Here is a 17,396-nt window from a genome sequence, read left to right as displayed (position 1 = left end):
GTCCGCCGAAGTTCCCTGCCATGACGTCTCGACGCCTTCTTGGAGGCTGCCCGTGCCCCTCGCTCGTATGTCCGCACGTGCGCTGCACGAGCGCAGCCGCGCAGACTTGGTCGCGCACCTCACCGAGCAGTACCGCAGCACACTCTCCCAGGACCCGCCGTCCGGTGAGTGCGGTGCGTGGCGGAACAGCCTTCCAGCCCTGGCGGAGGTGCTGTGCGACGCCGGGCTCGATGAGGTCGAAGTACTGATTGAGCAGAAGTTACCTCTTACCAGCCTGCGCGCCGACGCGGTCTTGGCCGGCTCGCACCCCGAGACCGGCATGCCGTCCTACGTCATTGTGGAGCTCAAGCAGTGGAGCGAAGCGCGCCTTGTACCGGATTCCGAGGACCTGTGCCTGGTCCGCAAAATGGGAAACCATGCAGCCCTGCACCCTGTTGCGCAGGTGCGACGTTACTGTGACTACCTACAGGATTTCACTAATCTCCTGAACGACCGTCAGGACGGAGTTTCCGGCATCGCTTACCTGCACAATGCAGATGATTTGGATGTCGACCAGCTGTTCAGGCTTCCCGATGCGAAGGCACAGCTCTTCACCAAAACGACCCGTGGCGAACTCATACGGTATCTGCAGACCCGCCTGTCCGCGCTCGACGGGGCTCTTGAAGCGGATGCTCTTCTGGAGAGCCCTGCCGCCCCTGGTCGGCAGCTCATGCGCGCTGCGGCGGATGAGATCACGCACGGCGGCAAGTTCCTACTGTTGGACGAGCAGCAGGTGGCAGCGTCCTTGGTGAAACGTGCAGCTGCCGCCGCGCGCCGAGCGGACCAGAAAGAAGTCATCGTGGTCTCGGGAGGTCCCGGATCGGGGAAAAGTTTGATTGCCCTTCACCTTATGAGTGACCTCAGCAGGTACGGCAGAACTGTCGTCCACGCCACCGGCTCAAAATCCTTCACTACGACGCTTCGCCACGTAGTCGGCGAGACGAACAAAAAGATCCCCAAGCTATTCAAGTACTTCTTCGACTTCGACATTGCTGAACAGAACGGACTTGACGTCTTGATCTGCGACGAGGCGCACCGCATACGCCGCCATTCGGCAGGAGAGGATACGCCGGCCACATTCCGCAGCGATCGCAGTCAGGTTGAGGAACTCATCGACGCGGCCAGAGTTCCGGTCTTCCTGCTCGATGAGCATCAAGTGGTGCGCCCCGGAGAAATGGGGAGCGTCAAGACGATTGACCAAGCCGCCGATGCCCGAGGTTGCATCGTCCGGCACGTCAATCTGAACGACCAGTTCCGGTGCGGCGGGAGTCGCGCATACGAGAACTGGGTGCTTCGCCTCCTGGGACTGGACTCAGGGGGGCCGATCCCGTGGCAGCCGGAGGAGAACTTCGAGCTGCTCGTCGCAGACACGCCCCAGGAGATGGAGACCTATCTTCGCTCCCAGCAAGAGGCGGGTTACACCGCGCGCATGACTGCCGGCTTCTGCTGGCGGTGGAGCAGCCCGCGAAACGACGGGAGCCTCGTCGAAGACGTGGTCATCGGAAAGTGGCGCAAGCCCTGGAATCTCAAGGGTGAGCGTTCCGTTGGCGACGTCCCCTCATCATCGCTGTGGGCCACGGAGCCAGGGGGGATCGGACAGGTTGGTTGTATTTACACGGCACAGGGCTTCGAGTACGCCTGGAACGGCACTATCTTCGGCCCTGACCTGGTCTGGCGTGACAATGGCTGGCGTGCCCGCAAAGCAGCGAGCAGAGACGGCAGCTTGAGGGACGCGGAACCGGAGCAATTCGACCTCTTGGCGCGTAACAGCTACAAGGTGCTACTGACCAGGGGGCTAGCTGGCACCGTCCTCTATTCCACCGATCCTGAAACGCAAGCCATGCTGCGTGCACTCGTCCCTGGCCGGGCCGCTAAGGAAACCTGAGCGCAGCGGCTGCAGCCGTGCGCCGCGCAGCCGGGAGGCTTGCGCGGCGCTCGTTGGGATCACAGAGCACGGCAGACCGGTTGCAGCGGACGAAATGGCCTCGGACGAACCCGACTGGTCCCACCCTCCTCGATCAGTATCTTCCCGAAGTAATCCAGAGGTGGCCAACGCAGCAAGAGTGCCACGGCAGACTGCGGAGCGAGTCGTATGCAACGCTGCTTCGGAAAAAAGCACTTTGATCCGAAGTTCCGGGGTGAAGTGAAGAGATCGACGAGAGATACACCTGCCCGGCATGGTGTAGAGATCAAGGCGATACTTGTATCGAGAGAGGTCGAAGCCTTCGGCCTCTCGGCTGACGTGAATAGCCTTACTGGGCCTGGGCGTCACTTCTGGCAGATCTGCACCGGCCACTGCCTCCCGATAAAGGCCTGGCGCGACCTCATATAGCTGGGGGCCACCTGGGATTAGCATTGAAAACGACGGGTCCGGCGTCTGGTTGGTGCCGGACCCGCCATGGTCGTTACTGGTGTCGCTGGCCGCGCGTGGGGCTGCGGCTTGCCTGCCCACGCGCGGCCGACCCTCCTCGGCGCGGCCCTGCTGTGCAGCCGGGCCTACTGGCGCCACCGCTCGCGATGCAAAGCAACGCATGCCCGGTTGATGTCGTGTTTGGGAGAGGTCCTCAGCTTCTGTCCTGCCTTGCCGTCCCGAATGATGGTGAGATCGTCGGCGAGGACTATGGCGCCTCCATCGAAGAGGACGTGGCAGGTCGGGCAGAGGCAGAGCACGTTGTCGGTCGTGTCAGGCCCGTTGTGCGGGCTGCCGAGTGCCTGAATGTGCGCACCTTCGCTGTACTTGCCCCCCGGCAGCTCGACCGTCAGACCACAGATCTGGCAGGCGTGGTCGTGCCATTCCTTCACCTGCCGCTTCACGGCGCTGCTGCGGACGATGCGCTGGACGCTGGTGGTCACGCGCTCCGGGGTCCCGTTCCCGGCCGGCGGCTGCGTCGTGCTCCCGGCGCTGGGCGGAGGGTCCACGATGGGCAGCGCCTGCTGGACCGTCACCGGGATCGGCGTGTCCTGGTAGGACTCCAGCCGGAACTGCCAGATCAAGAAGCCGTCGATGCCCTGCGTGCTGCCGTAGCTGGTGACGCGGAAAAGGCCGTCGTAGCGGTAGCCCTTCAAAGGGGCGTACGGCGAGCCCTTGTGCGCTCCCCGGACGACACGCAGGGGGAGGCCTTCAAGGTGGCTGGTCACCAAAGCCGCGTTGCCACTGTCATCAAGGCTCTGGTCCGACACCTGGTTCCCGGAGCCATCGCGCCCGCCGTGGCCGGTGTAGACGATGACGTCTCCGAAATCTTGATCATCTTTGTAGCCGCCAGAAACGACGATGGACTCGGCACCATCCTTCTTGGTCCCGCAGATCCCTGCCTGGAAGGGGCGGTGGACACCGGCAGCAGCAGCGAGCTTCCGGGTACTGAACTCCTGACCAACCTGAACGTTGGGCACGTCACCAATCATGGCCACACCCTTGCACGGACTACTGACAACCAGTCATGGCAGGACTGGGGAAGCCCACCAGCGCCTGTAGACGGCGCTGAACGCTGACGCCCACCCTAAATAGCGGTAATCCAGACTCGAGTTCATGTCCTCGACACCACCTACAGTGGCCACGACCTGGTCGTATTCCTCGAAGGGCACCCGCCAGGAGGCCGTGCCCCCATTCGACGGCGCCGACTCTTCAGGGGGCTCCCCTCCGGGCCTATCGGGCGACTCCCCGGCTGTACGTCGCGCGTGAGGACCTTTGCGGCAATCGCCCTTGGTGTGGGTTGGCGAGGATCTGCTGTTGTGACGAGGGTCACGCTTGACGGTGGAACTCGCAACGAGGTTAACTCGCGCAGCTGTGAAGTTTTTGTGATGAAACGTGAACTCAGGGTGGGGACTGTGGGTTTGGGGTGGGGGCGCCGGATTCACGGTGCACGAAGAAGCATGACCAGACGCGGCGTGGCCGGCGTTACAACAGCGGCAGTACTTGCGTCACTTCCGGCGCTCGCTCTCGGGCCACCGCAAGCCCACGCAGTCAGCAAGACTCCGGCCAAGCCGCTGTCCGCGCTGCAGCGAGCTGCGGCAACCGGCGAGTCGGTTGAGGTGACATCCGAGCGCTCCGAGTACTCGCAGACCTTCGCCAACCCTGACGGAACGTTTACTCTCACCCAGTCCACCACCCCTCGGCGGGCGAGAGCATCTGACGGAACGTGGCAGGGAATTGACACCTCCCTCGTGCGCCACTCCGACGGCACCGTCGGTCCGAAGAGCGCCGTCGTGGACCTGGCCTTCTCCGGAGGAGGCGCCGGAACAGGCTTGCTGAAGTTGGGCAAGGACGAAAGAGCCATGAGGTTCGGCTGGCCGGGAACTCTGCCCACCCCCACGCTTAACGGGGCGACAGCCACCTACGCCGACGTCCTCAAGGACGTCGACCTGCAGCTCACCGCAACCGCAGAGGGATACCGCGAGGTCCTGGTCGTCAAAACCCCCGAGGCCGCGGACAGCCCGGAGCTGGAGAACATCAAGCTCACCGCCTCGGCGAAGGAACTGAGCGTCATCCCCGGAGCAGGAGGCGGCTTGCGCGCCGTCGACGCCGACGGCAACGCCCTCTTCACCGGACCGGCCGGGCAGATGTGGGACTCCGCAGGCACCACCGAGACCCCCGCACTCTCACGGAAAGCCACCACGACCGCAGGGCTGAAGACGTCGCAACAAGCGGCCGCCGCCGAAGGAACCCTCACCACGGACGACACCCGCCCGGGGGAGGGAGACGCCACCGCGGAACTGCCCGTCACCGTCGCCAACGGCGCCGTCTCCGTGACACCGGACCTGGAACTGCTACGCGGCAAGGACACCGTCTACCCCGTCTACATCGACCCACCTGTCGGACTCGGCGTGTCCGAGCGCACCAAACTCTCCTCCGACGGCGACAAGTTCTGGCAGTTCGACAAGCCCATGGGCGTCGGCAAGTGCGGCAACGCAGACGGCTATTACTGCGGCTCCGGCTACACCGACCGCATGTACTTCGAATTCGCCCCGACCAAGCTCAGCGGCAAGTACGTCATCGACGCCACCTTCCGGGCCCATGAGACCTGGTCGTTCAACTGCACGCCCTACTGGGTCGATCTCAAGCGCACCGACAACATCTCCGAAGGCACCCGCTGGCCCGGACCCAAGACCCTCGACCACATGGGCGACCGCTACATCTCCGCAGGACGCGACAAAAACTGCTCGCCAGCGCAGCCCGACACATGGGTGGAGTTCAACGACAACCCCCAGGAGAGCGACGAGAACCTCGCCTCCACGGTCCGCTCCTTCGCCGACGGCAAGATCTCCCGCCTCACCCTCATGCTGCGAGCGACCGACGAAGGCGAACCGCGAGCCTGGAAGCGGTTCGACTCCAACGCCGAGCTGAAGGTCAACTATGTGCCAAGGCCGGGCCTGCCCACCTCCGTCGGCGTGATCCCGGGGACGGGCACCACCGCCTACTGCCGAACCTCCGCCTCCGACCCGCTGACCGTCACAACGGCTACTCCCACCGTTCAGGCACGCGTCCAGACAAAGGTGCAGCCAAAGAGCGGCGAGGAAAGCGGCTCACTACAGGCCGAGTTCTACATGGAGCGCAAGCAGACCGACGGCTCATGGGACAAGGTCTGGAGTGACTACAAACCCGATGCAGGCTGGGACCCGGACGGCACCCTGGAAAAAGCCGCCACCGACAAGCGTGCTGACGGCGGCCTCTACCGGTTCAAATCCCGCACCCAGTCGCACTGGTACTACGCAGGCAAGTCCGGGGACCTCTTCTCCGCCTACTCCTCATGGTGCTACCTAAAGATCGACACCAGCGCGCCCAAGGAACCGCAGATCACCAGCGCCGGCCCCTACACCTCGTGCACCACCAACGTGTGCGAGCCCCACGGCGGCCCCGGGATCCCGGGAACCTTCACCTTCAAGCCCTACGCAGGCGAGACCGGCACCAAGGGCTACCGCTACCGCCTGCTGACGACGTCGAAGAAGAGCGCGAAAACCGTCAGCGGCGCCACCCCCACCGTCAAGGACGTCACGCCCTCCCTCCCCGGCACCCAGGTCCTCTCCGTCGAGGCCACCGACCTCGACGCCGACGGCCGCGTCCGTTACGGGCCGCCCGCCGAATACGTCTTCAAGGCCTCCCCGGCCGAAGGCAACACAGGCCGCTGGCACTTCAACGACGGCACGCCCGGGTCAACGGTGACCGTCGCGGCAGACAGCGCAACCGCAGGCAGCCGACACAACGCGACCCTCCACACCACAGGCGCAGGATGGTCAACACTCGCCCGCCGCGGCGCGCATGACTACTCACTCTGGATGGACAGCAACGACCCCGCCCAGCAGAAGGGCTACGCCGACACCAGCACGGCCGCACTCAACACCGGCGACTCCTTCACCGTCTCGGCCTGGGTCTACCTCACCGACACCACCACAAATCACGTGGCGCTCACGGAGCCGGGCGAGCACGCCTCCGCGTTCACGCTGTACTACTCAGCGGGCCTGCACAAGTGGGTGTTCAACCGCACCGACCAGGACAGCAAAACCGCCTCCTACATCCGCTCGATCGCCGACAGCCCCAACCCGACACCACGAGTGTGGACCCACCTCGCAGGCGTCTTCGACACCCAGCACGACACCGACCCCAAGAACGACACCCTGCAACTCTTCGTCAACGGAAGCCCCCAGGGACAGCCCGTCATCGCCAGCACGGTCACCACCTACAAGCCGTGGACGGCCTCCGAGGGACTGCAGTTCGGCCGCAGCAAGGTAGCTGACACCTACGGCGAGAACTGGCGCGGCCGCATCGACGAGGTCGCTGTGTGGCAGCGCCCGCTGAACGCCGACGAGATCCACCAAGAAGCAGCCCTCGAGCAGGACGGCGTCCCCGCCAACGAACTCGTCAGCCACTGGGACGCCACCATCGCCCAGGGCACCAGCGTCATGGAGAGCCCCGAAGACCCCGACGACCCCAGCAGCACCAGCTTCCCCTACCACCGCGGCCCGCTGAAGCTCTCCACGACCGGCGCATCACTGCAGGACGAAGACGGCCAGGACCAGTCCCTGGTCCTCAACGGCTCCACCGGATACGCCACCGCCGCCGGCCCTGTGGTCGACGAAACCGGTTCCTTCACCGTCTCCGCCCGCGTCCGCCTGGACTCAGCAAGCCTCGCCCAACAGCCCATCGGCTACCGCGCAGCAGTCGCCTCCCAGGCCACACCCGCAGGCAAGGAATCCTCCTGGGCCCTGTGGGTGGAAAAGCCCGCTGCCGACACCTACCTGTGGAAGTTCGGCCGCACCGCCGTCGACGCCACCGGCAAGGTCACCGACACCGGCATGGTCACCGCAGAGGAACCCATCAGCCCCAAAGAACTCAACAGCTGGGTCGACCTCACCGGGGCCTTCGACGCCAACGAAACGTTCACCAAGGACGACGGCCAAGAACAGACGGGCATGACCCGCCTGTACATCGGCCAGTTCCAGCAGCAACCCGAGGGCAAAGCAGGCTTCGCCACCCCCCAACAAGGCAGCGGAGACCTTACCGCCGGCAACGCTCCTCTGGCCGGCACCACCAGCCACCACCTCCCCGGAGCCTTGGCCAAACTGCGCGTGTGGACCGGCGCGATGACCGCGGACCAGGTCCGCTCCCAGGTCCTTGCGGTCCCCGACGACGCCTGAGCGAAGCCCTGCGTCGGTGGCAGCGCTGAGCTGCCACCGACTGCCGATGCACTAAGCAGCTCGCGCTCCACCACCTGACGCTGACCCTGCCTGCACCACAGGGCTGTTGACCTGCGCCCCGCGCCGGCGAGGCAAGGAGAACCCACATGCACACCGACCCGTCACGCTCTGCGGCCCCCACAAGGCGCCGCTGGCCCCGGCGCCTCGCCGTCGCCCTCAGCTTCACCCTCCTTCCGGGCCTGATCACTCCCGCGGCATTTGCCGACGCCCCCGACCCACTGGGCCGCCCCAAACTCACCGCCCCACGCGCAGCCGACGTCAAACGCCTCACCGTCAAACCCGACCCCCGCACTGCCGCCCAGATGCACAAAGCGGCGAGGGCCGACACGGCCGACCAACGGCGTGCCCGCACCGACCAGCAACGCACCACCACCTGGCCGACCGCCAAAAGCGCCCGACTCTCCACGACCCCGGCACGCACCAAAGCCAAGCCTGGCGACCTGTCCCTCACCCTGACCAAACCCACCGACCGGACCCTCCGCGTCGCTGGCACGGCCGACGTCGCAGTCCTGGGGCAGGACACCTCACGCAAGCTCGGTCTCAAGGGCGTGGTGCTCACCGCCACCGGACCGGCCCGCGGAGGCAGCAACCAGCTCGGCATCAACTACGCCCCCTTCGCCTCCGCCTACGGCGGTGACTACGCCGGCCGACTGCAGCTGATGAACCTGCCGGCCTGCGCCTTGACCACGCCGAACAAAGCAGCATGCCGCCACCTGAGCCCACAGCGCTTCACCAACCAGCGCGCCCGCCAGCAGCTCACCGCCCCTCTGAGATTCAAGGCGGCCTCCGGCGGCCAGCAGAGGGTGCTCGCCCTCGTCGCCGGCACCAAGTCCGGCGCCGGCGACTATAAAGCCACCCCACTCGGCGCTTCCTCCACGTGGGAAGCAGGCGGCTCCTCCGGCTCCTTCACCTGGTCCTACCCTCTGCGCACCCCACCGGCTGCAGCCGGGCCGCAACCGGACCTGAGCATCTCCTACGACTCCGGCACCATCGACGGGCGCACCGCAAGCACCAACAACCAGGGCACCACGATCGGTGAGGGCTTCGACCTCACCTCCTCCTACGTCGAGCGCAAGTACGGCTCCTGTGACGACGACGGCCAGGACGACAAGTTCGACCAGTGCTGGAAGTACGACAACGCCTCACTCGTCCTGAACGGCAAGGCCACCGAACTCGTCAAAGACGACACCACCGGCACCTGGCACCTGAAGAACGACGACGCCTCCCAGGTCACCCACCACACCGGCGCCGAAAACGGTGACGACGACGGCGAATACTGGACCGTCACCACCACCAACGGCACTAGCTACACCTTCGGCCTGAACAAGCTCCCGGGAGCCGGAGCCGACGACCGCACCGACTCGGTCTGGACCGTGCCCGTCTTCGGCGACGACACCGGTGAGCCCGGCTACAACAACGGCACCACATTCGCCCATCGCGACAAGAAGCAGGCCTGGCGCTGGAACCTGGACCTCGTCCAGGACACTCACGCCAACGCCATGACCTACTGGTACCAAGCCGAAACCAACAACTACGACAAGCTCGGCGACGACACCAACGGCACCCCCTACACCCGCGGCGGCTACCTCAAAGAAATCCGCTACGGCCAGCGCGCAGGCTCCCTCTTTTCCGCCAGCCCCGCCGCCTCAAACAAGGTCGTCCTCAGCTACAACGAACGGTGCACTGCAGCCGGCGCCGGCTGCGACTCCCTGACCGAGGACACCCGCGACAATTGGCCCGACGTGCCCTTCGACGCCGTCTGCAAGGACGACGTCAAGTGCACCGGCAACGTCGCCCCTACCTTCTTCACCCGCAAGCGCCTCACCAGCCTCACCACCTACGCCTGGGACGCTGCGGCCGCGACGCCCGCCTACACGCCAATCGACAACTGGGCCCTGAAGCAGCAGTACCTCGACCCCGGCGACACCGGCGACTCCTCCGACCAGTCCCTGTGGCTGGACGAGATCAAGCACACCGGCAAACACGGCACCGACATCTCCCTCGACCCGGTCCGGTTCGACCACGAATTCCGGCCCAACCGCGTCGACGGACCAAGTGACGACATCCTCTCTCTGGAAAAGCCCCGCCTGAAGACCATCACATCCGAAGCCGGTGCCCAGACCATCGTCAGCTACGCCGAAGCCGACTGCGTCGCCGGCCAGACCATGCCCAAGGTCGACCAGAACACCCGCCGCTGCTACCCCGTTTACTGGAAGCCCAACGGCGGCGCTGGTGACCCGCAACTGGATTGGTTCCAGAAGTACCCCGTCACTTCCGTCTCCACCACCGACCCCCATGGTGGATCCGTTGCCGTTCAGCACACTTATACCTACTCAGGTGGCGGCGCCTGGCACTACAACGACGACCCCTTCACCCCCGCCAAGGAACGCACGTGGTCCCTGTGGCGCGGCTACGAAAAGGTCACCCACCTCACCGGTGACCCCGCCGGTACTCAGTCCAAAACCGTCACCATCTACATGCGAGGAATGAACGGCGACCGCCTTCTCGCAGCCGACGGCAAGACCCTCGACCCCGACAAGCGCCGCACCGCCACTGTCAACGGCATCAAAGCTGCCGACATCACCGACAGCGAGCAATTCGCCGGCTTCACCCGCGAAACAGCGACCTACAACAACGCCGCCTACACTTCCGGCAGCGTCAACGAACCCTGGTCCAAGCGCACCGCAATCCAGCACAAGTCCTACGCGGACACAGAGGCCTACTTCACCCGAACCGGCGCCACCCACGCCCGCACCGCCATCACCAGCGGCATCACCCCCACCGACCGGGTACGCACCACCGCCACCACCTACGACGACCTGGGCATGACCCAGACCGTCGAAGACCGCGGCGACGACGCCAAGAGCGGCGACGAAACCTGCACCCGCACCTGGTACGCCCGCAACGATGACGGCCTGACCTCCCTCGTCTCCCGCACACGCACCACAGCCAAGACCTGCACCACCACAGACGCCGACCTCGACCTCCCCGCGGACAGCAGCCGCCCGGGCGACGTCATCTCCGACACCGCCACGGCCTACGACACCACCACCTGGTCCGCCAACCAGACACCCACCAAGGGCGACGCCCAGTGGACCGGCCGCGCCAAGGGCTACGACGCAGCCAACGCCCCCAGTTGGCAGAAGACCGCCACCACCACCTACGACACCCTCGGCCGCCCCACCCTCGTCAAGGACGCCCAAGACCACACCAAGGCCACCACGACCTACACACCCGCCGGCAGCGGTCCCCTGCTCACCACGGTCACCGGTAACGCCAAGGGCTTCGAAACCAGCACCACGATGGACCCGGGCACGGGCGCGCCCCGTAAAGCGACTGATCCCAACGGCCGAATCACTGAGACCGAATACGACTCCCTCGGCCGCATTGCCAAGGTCTGGCTCCCCAACCGCTCTCACATCGCCGGGAAGACCCCGAACTACGTCTACGGCTACCACCTCGCCAACAGCGACCTGCCCTGGATCTCCACAAGCACGTTGCGAGGCGACGGCAACGGCTACAACACCACCTACGAGATCTACGACTCGCTCCTGCGCACTCGTCAGGTTCAAAGCCCCTCACCCGTCGGCGGCCGTCTGATAGCACTCACCCTGTACGACTCCCGCGGACGTGCGTCCAGCACGCAGTCAGACATCTGGGACGAGAAGAACGCACCATCCGGTGCCCCCGTGCAGACCGAAGGCAGCCAGGCGCCCACTCAGACTGACACCACCTACGACGGCGCTGAGCGCCCCATCAGAACTGTGACCCGCAACTACGGCGTGCCGCGCTGGACCACAGAAACCACCTACACCGGCGACACCACCTCCACCACCGCTGCTACCGGCGGCCAAGCCGTCACCACCGTCACAGACGCCCGTGGGCAAACCACCCAGCGCCTCGACTACGACGGGCCCAAGCCAACCGGCACCAACTACGTCGCCACCAACTACACCTACACCCTGGGCGGACAACCCAGAACAGTCACCGGCCCTGTTTCGGAGACCGAGACCTCCAAGTCAACCTGGTCCCACACATACGACCTGTTCGGCCGTCAAACCGCTACTGACGACCCGGACAAAGGCAAGACCAGCACGGCTTACGACGACCTTGACCAGATCACCAGCGTCACGGACGCCGAAGACAGAACCCTGCTTTATGCCTACGACGAACTAGGCCGCAAGACCGGCACATGGCAGGGGTCCAAGACTGACGCCAACAAGCTCACCGCTTGGACGTTCGATGCCCTCGCCAAAGGCCAACCTGATTCCTCCATCCGGTACGAGGGAGGCGTAGCAGGCAAGGCATACGCCCAGAAGGTGACCCGCTACGACAGCCTCTACCAGGTCACGGAGCGCCAACTCGCTCTACCCGAAAGCGACCCCCTGGTGAAGGCAGGTGTCCCCAAAACCCTGTCCGCCGCCACTGGATACCGCCTCGACGGGACAATCAGCCAGGTTTCCCAGCCTGCAGTAGCCGGCCTGTCTGCCGAGACCGTCTCGTACACCTACAACGCCACAGGCCAGCAACTCACAGCCAAGGGCACCACCGGGTACCTGCAAGGCGCCGACTATGCCCCGGCCGGGGACCTACGTCGACTCACCCTCGGCACCAGTACCGGCACCTCGGCCAAGAGCGTCTACCTGGGCTACGACTATGAACCAGGAACCCGTCGGCTGACCCGCTCCTACGTCACCGACGACACCCACCCCTACCGACTCCAGGACCTGGCCTTCCGTCAGGACGACGCAGGAAACGTCACTTCCATCTCCGATGCCACGACCCTCGGCGGCACGGCGAAGAGCGACAACCAATGCTTCACCTACGACGGATACCGCCGTCTCACTGAAGCCTGGACACCGCAAACCGACGACTGCAGCCCCAGCGGACGCACCAACTCCAATCTCGCTGGCGCCGCACCGTACTGGAGCAGCTACAGCTACAACTCCGCAGGCCAACGCACACAACAGGTACAGCACGCCACATCAGGCGACACCACAACCGCCTACACCTATGGCACGTCCAACGGACAGCCCCACCCCCTGGCGAGCACCGAGTCCAACGGCAAAACTCAGAGCTACAAGTACGACAAAACCGGTAACACCACTCAGCGCCCGGGCCCCAAGGCCGACCAGACACTGCTGTGGAATGCCGAAGGCAAACTCTCAACCACAACGGAGCCTGCCCCCACGAACTCCCCCTCCACCACCGGCTACCTCTACAACGCCGACGGAGAACTCCTCATCCGGCGAGCCAACGCCGACGGCGAGACGCTCCTCTACTTCGGCGACACCGAAATACGGCTCACAACCAAGGGCGCAACGACAACCCTCTCTGGCTCCCGCTACTACACCGCAGCCAGCCACACCATCGCAGTGCGTAGCGCCTCGAGTGGCGCCCCCACCAAACTGAGCTTCCTGGCCGCTGACCATCACGGCACCTCCAGCCTGGCCATCGACGCCAGCACCTTCACCTACACCAAGCGCTACACCACGCCCTTCGGAGCTTCCCGCGGGACCGCACCCACGGACTGGCCCGACGACAAGAGATTCCTCGGGGCTCCTGCCGACGCCGGCACCGGCCTCACCCACATCGGTGCCCGAGAGTACGACCCCGCCATCGGCGCCTTCCTCAGCGTCGACCCCCTGCTGGAAACCGGTAAGCCCCAAACCCTCAACGGATACAGCTACAGTTCCAACAATCCGACGACCAACTCCGATCCGACAGGCCTCGGGAACGCCGACTGCATGACCGGCGTCATGCAACACTGCAATAACGGAGTTCCAGGCAGCGGGTCTGTATATCACCCCGAGAGGGAAAGGCACTCCGGCTGCTCCGTCGGGTGCTATAGCGGAGGCTCGTCAGGGACGGCATACACCAGCAGCAGTGGGAGCACCAACAGCGGTCACTGGGGCTCCTCCTGCAATCGCTTCAACTGCAACAAAAAGTGGATACCTGGGCCCCGAGGGGATGACGAAGACTGGCTCGGTGGGATCCTCACCGGAGTGGTCGATACAGTCACTGTCGGCTGCCAGGTATTTAAAATATTCGGTTCAGTTGATTGCGCCGGCGATGCCATGCGCGACGAAATGAGCGAAAATGGCGTAGAGGTAAATTCTTCCAATTTCTCCGACGGTCTTGGACTCGGAGCCTCCTTTGCGCCCATTCCTGGTGCCGGCGCACTAAGGGGAGGATCTGCGTTCCTCAAGGGAATGCGAGCGTTCGGCCCTGGAGTTGGTCCTGGCCCCAGGATTTTCGGAATCTCTCACATTAAGGGAGAGACCGTATTCGCTGGCCATGGTGGATGGAAGAAGCGCAGTGGGTGGACAAAAATACCTGAGGGGACAGAGCTGAATTTCTACACAAAGCACCCCTACGTGATCGGCGACAGGGCAGGCGCCGAGATCGAGGGTGGCGTGTACAAGGGAGCTGTGGTGGACAGATACGGCCCTGGAGCTCGTGTACGCAACTACAGCCTATTCCCTGCCGACGATACGATCCTTGTCCTGAACAGTTCGGTCACTGTGGACAGGAGAACTCCATTGAGTAAGCTGTTGCAGCCGAATATGGGGACGTGTCACTGGGCTGCCTGCAGAGGTCCAAGGGAATGATGTTGCTGCCTTGGCGGCGCGCAGCTATAGACTTAGTCAAGCCGCGCGCTGCCACGGCAGTATCAGAGCGAGGATGTACTTTAAAATGGCATATTATCCTGAACTCTCGCCTTACTCCTACCTCGGGTCCTCGGGATCCGCGCTCAATGTAGGATGGCTCAGTATCAGACATCCGTTTTTCCGGCGAGGTAGGGTGGAGGGCGACTTTCTGGAAAAGCTTCAACGCCTATCGCTTACCCCGGTAAATCGGACGCGAGGGCATCACGATTGCGAATTCTGCTTCCTGAGGCGGCGTAGCGAGATCACGATTGAAGCACGTGGCAAAAAAATGCGCCTCGGCTCGGCGGAATTGTGGGTTCCCTCCAGTGATGGGGTTCGGTATGCTGCACCCAACCTGATTTCGCATTACGTCTCTCGGCATTCTTATCTCCCTCCGCGTGAATTCATCGAAGCGGTCATGGCTGCACCCTAGCGGCCTATCGCCGCCGCCTTCATGGATTCTCAACTTACGTCCTCCATGTTGGCGGAAGGGGGGCTGGTGAGTCGTGAGCTCAGAGTGCACAACTGTGTGGGCAATGCGTTCACTCGTGGTTGTGGAGGGCCTGGTGCCGGTGGTCTTTGGGTGTGGTGCCGTAGGTGGTGCGGTAGGCACGGCTGAAGTCCGTTGGACGGGGGAATCCCCAGCGGGTGGCGATGGCGTGGATGGAGAGGGTCTGGAGCGCTGGGTCGGTGAGGTCGCGGTGGGCTGCCTCCAGGCGCAGGCGGCGGATCCACGCGGCGACTGTGGCGTCTTCGCCTTGGAAGAGGCGGTGCAGATAGCTGGTGGAGATGTGGTGCGCGGCGGCGACCGTGGCCGGGGTGAGGTGCGGGTCGTGCAGGTGCTCCCGGATGAACGCCTGGATGCGCAGGGTGAGGGTCCGTCGGTGGGTCTCCGGGGGGAGGCAGTTCCCGGCTTCGAGCAGGTGGGCGAAGAGGGCGGTGGTCAGATCGGTCAGGACCGTTCCCAGGCGGGGGCCGTCGGTGGGCTGGTAGAGGGTGGTGTCCTCGGTGAGCTGGGTGAGGAACCGCGCCAGGAGGGCGCCCATCCCTTCTTGAGCAGACACCGGCGCACCGACTATCCGGCGGGCCACGTCGCGCGGTAGCGGCACCAGGGCCTTGGGGATCTCCAGAGCCACCGTCGAGGCCAAGGCCTCGGCGCTGTGGACGTCGTTCGGCAGCGAGGAAGAGTTGATGAACAGGTCGAACGGCTTGTACTGGGTTTCCCGCTGGCTCCATACACCTGCGCCGGTCCCGCGTAGGACGAGCGATAGATGATAGGTCTCGGGGTCGGACTGCCGGATCAGCTTTGGTGTGCGCCGGAAGACCAGCGGCTGGAAGGTGAATGACCACACGCTGGCAGCACCGAGGTCCAGCACCCGCTGGGAAGCCCGGAAGTCATCGGCGTAGTCGCTGCGCAGCTCCATGGGGGCATGGGTACGCCCCAAGAGCTCGGCGAAGTAGTCGAACCGGTCCGGCCGAGGCACATCGTCACTGCGAAACACCATCTCGTTCAACAACAGTCTTTCCCCGATTCTGAAGCTGCGGTCAAAGGGTCCAGCAGGTGGCATCCGGTGTGCTGGGCGCTGCGGTTCATGCTGCGGCGGCCGCTTATGTCCGCTTTCATGAGGCTGATTCGCCCGTGGGTTGCGGGTTCAGTCCCCCTCGGGGATCGCGAGTGCCTCCATCATCGCCCGGTGCACACAGTCGCCCACGAGGCGGGCGGCGTCTCCGCTTCTCCTGTTGAGTGAGATACGAACGAAGGGCATGGGTCCTCCAGGAGGTCAGTTGGCCATCAGCTGCTGGGTTTCCGTGAGCAGGTCGCGGAGCCTGCCGAGCAGGTCGTCGGTGGGTTCGCTCCCGAAGGCGTCCGCCACCCGCTGCTGGACCGCCTCCCAGTGCGGCCGTCCCTCGGCCAGCTTCGCCTCGCCCTTGGGTGAGATGTGTACGACGCGCTGCCGGCGGTCGGCGCCCGCCTCAATCATGACCAGCCCGTCTCGGGCCAAGGGCTGCAACTCGCGGGTGCAGGTGGTCCGTTCCATTGCCAGGCGATCGGCGAGCTGGCTCACCATGAGGGGCCCGTCCTTGGCCAGTCGGGAGAGGAACGCGTAGCTCGTGGGCCGCAGGCCGACCTCTCCCAATGCCTGACTGTAGAGACGGTCGATCCAGCGCGTCGTCATACGAAGCGTGGTGCACACGCAGTCCGTCGTGGCAGGTTCCATGCAGTAAGTGTATTTACACCTATTGCATTGGCGCAAGACCGAGCCGCCTTGGCGGCGATGCCTCTGGAGATCTATCGTTCCGCATCCTGAACGTTCTGCGTATTGACGCGTGATGGTGCGTGACACGGCATGAAGAGGAGTCACATGGCGCCCCACGAAGGCACGTCACTGCCCGTTCGCAGCATGAAGGTGGCTCGCGTCCTCGCTTCGGCCGGCATCGCCGGTGAGGTACGCGTGCCGGCGGAGTCGACACGCAGGGCCGCCGAGGCTGCCTCGGCATCGGGATGCGACGTGGGTCCAATGGCCAACAGCCTCGTGTTCATCTCCGACGATGGGCCCGTTCTGGTTCAGAACAGTGGCCGGCGCAAGGTGGACACCACGGCACTCGCCACCTGGAGGGGGAGTGGCAAGCGTCGGCGCGCGACCCCGGAGCAGGTGCGCCAGGACACCGGACAAGTGATCGTGGGCGTGGCTCCCGGTCATCCCCGGGCACTTCCCACCGTGGTCGACGAAGCCCTGACCGACTACGCCCAGGTCTGGGCTGCCGCCAGAGTTCTTCGCAGGGTCTTCTCCACCACCGCGGGTGAACTCCTTCAGCCCACTGGCGGGCTCCTTCTCCCCGTCGGCCGATGAGCAAGGATTGCGTGGGGCCGGGGTTGAATCTGACTGGGCAAGTGGCCCTTGTCACCGGGGGCTCGACCGGGCTAGTACTCCAGTTAGAAATCGTTGCCTGAGCTGGTTGGTTTCGTTGTTCTGGGCATGGTGGGGGTGGATGAGGTCGGTGTGTGGGCGGCCGAGC

7 protein-coding genes are annotated in these 17,396 nt (G+C 64.7%); 4 read left to right on the top strand and 3 right to left on the bottom strand.

The features are described from left to right. Positions 1–67 precede the first annotated feature (67 nt). Positions 68–1,924, top strand: a complete 1,857-nt coding sequence (locus ACH4FH_RS35690) for a DNA/RNA helicase domain-containing protein (RefSeq protein WP_398560126.1) — start codon at positions 68–70, stop codon at positions 1,922–1,924. A gap of 611 nt (positions 1,925–2,535) precedes the next feature. Here ACH4FH_RS35690 and ACH4FH_RS35685 read toward each other — a convergent pair. Beyond that, entirely contained in the window at positions 2,536–3,441 is a 906-nt protein-coding gene (locus ACH4FH_RS35685) for a YDG/SRA domain-containing protein (RefSeq protein WP_398560125.1), read from the bottom strand. A gap of 468 nt (positions 3,442–3,909) precedes the next feature. Between ACH4FH_RS35685 and ACH4FH_RS35680 the strand changes: the two genes are divergently transcribed. Together ACH4FH_RS35680 and ACH4FH_RS35675 are read left to right on the top strand one after the other, a co-directional pair. Continuing rightward, on the top strand, positions 3,910–7,668 hold the full coding sequence (locus tag ACH4FH_RS35680) for a LamG domain-containing protein (RefSeq protein WP_398560124.1): 3,759 nt from the start codon (positions 3,910–3,912) through the stop codon (positions 7,666–7,668). 146 nt (positions 7,669–7,814) lie between these two features. Further along, a complete protein-coding gene (locus ACH4FH_RS35675; protein ID WP_398560123.1) occupies positions 7,815–14,339 on the top strand; it encodes a putative adhesin in 6,525 nt (2,174 codons plus the stop codon). Between the two features lie 581 nt (positions 14,340–14,920). Here ACH4FH_RS35675 and ACH4FH_RS35670 read toward each other — a convergent pair. After that, positions 14,921–15,895, bottom strand: a complete 975-nt coding sequence (locus ACH4FH_RS35670; protein ID WP_398560122.1) for a helix-turn-helix domain-containing protein — start codon at positions 15,893–15,895, stop codon at positions 14,921–14,923. Between the two features lie 264 nt (positions 15,896–16,159). After that, positions 16,160–16,597: a MarR family winged helix-turn-helix transcriptional regulator gene (locus ACH4FH_RS35665; RefSeq protein WP_398560121.1), complete on the bottom strand. Its 438-nt coding sequence runs from the start codon at positions 16,595–16,597 to the stop codon at positions 16,160–16,162. Positions 16,598–16,726: 129 nt separating this feature from the next. Between ACH4FH_RS35665 and ACH4FH_RS35660 the strand changes: the two genes are divergently transcribed. After that, entirely contained in the window at positions 16,727–17,230 is a 504-nt protein-coding gene (locus ACH4FH_RS35660) for a YbaK/EbsC family protein (RefSeq protein ID WP_398560120.1), read from the top strand. Positions 17,231–17,396 lie beyond the last annotated feature (166 nt).

This window comes from Streptomyces sp. NPDC017993 (assembly GCF_044328065.1).
Lineage (GTDB): Bacteria > Actinomycetota > Actinomycetes > Streptomycetales > Streptomycetaceae > Streptomyces.
Note: the sequence above shows the minus strand (reverse complement) of the source record. Positions and strands in the feature narration are given on the sequence as shown.

Coding starts and splice junctions, on each gene's coding strand:
- ACH4FH_RS35690 (WP_398560126.1), top strand. CDS start 68: ATGTCCGCACGTGCGCTGCACGAGCGCAGCCGCGCAGACTTGGTCGCG.
- ACH4FH_RS35685 (WP_398560125.1), bottom strand. CDS start 3,441: ATGATTGGTGACGTGCCCAACGTTCAGGTTGGTCAGGAGTTCAGTACC.
- ACH4FH_RS35680 (WP_398560124.1), top strand. CDS start 3,910: ATGACCAGACGCGGCGTGGCCGGCGTTACAACAGCGGCAGTACTTGCG.
- ACH4FH_RS35675 (WP_398560123.1), top strand. CDS start 7,815: ATGCACACCGACCCGTCACGCTCTGCGGCCCCCACAAGGCGCCGCTGG.
- ACH4FH_RS35665 (WP_398560121.1), bottom strand. CDS start 16,597: ATGGAACCTGCCACGACGGACTGCGTGTGCACCACGCTTCGTATGACG.
- ACH4FH_RS35660 (WP_398560120.1), top strand. CDS start 16,727: ATGAAGAGGAGTCACATGGCGCCCCACGAAGGCACGTCACTGCCCGTT.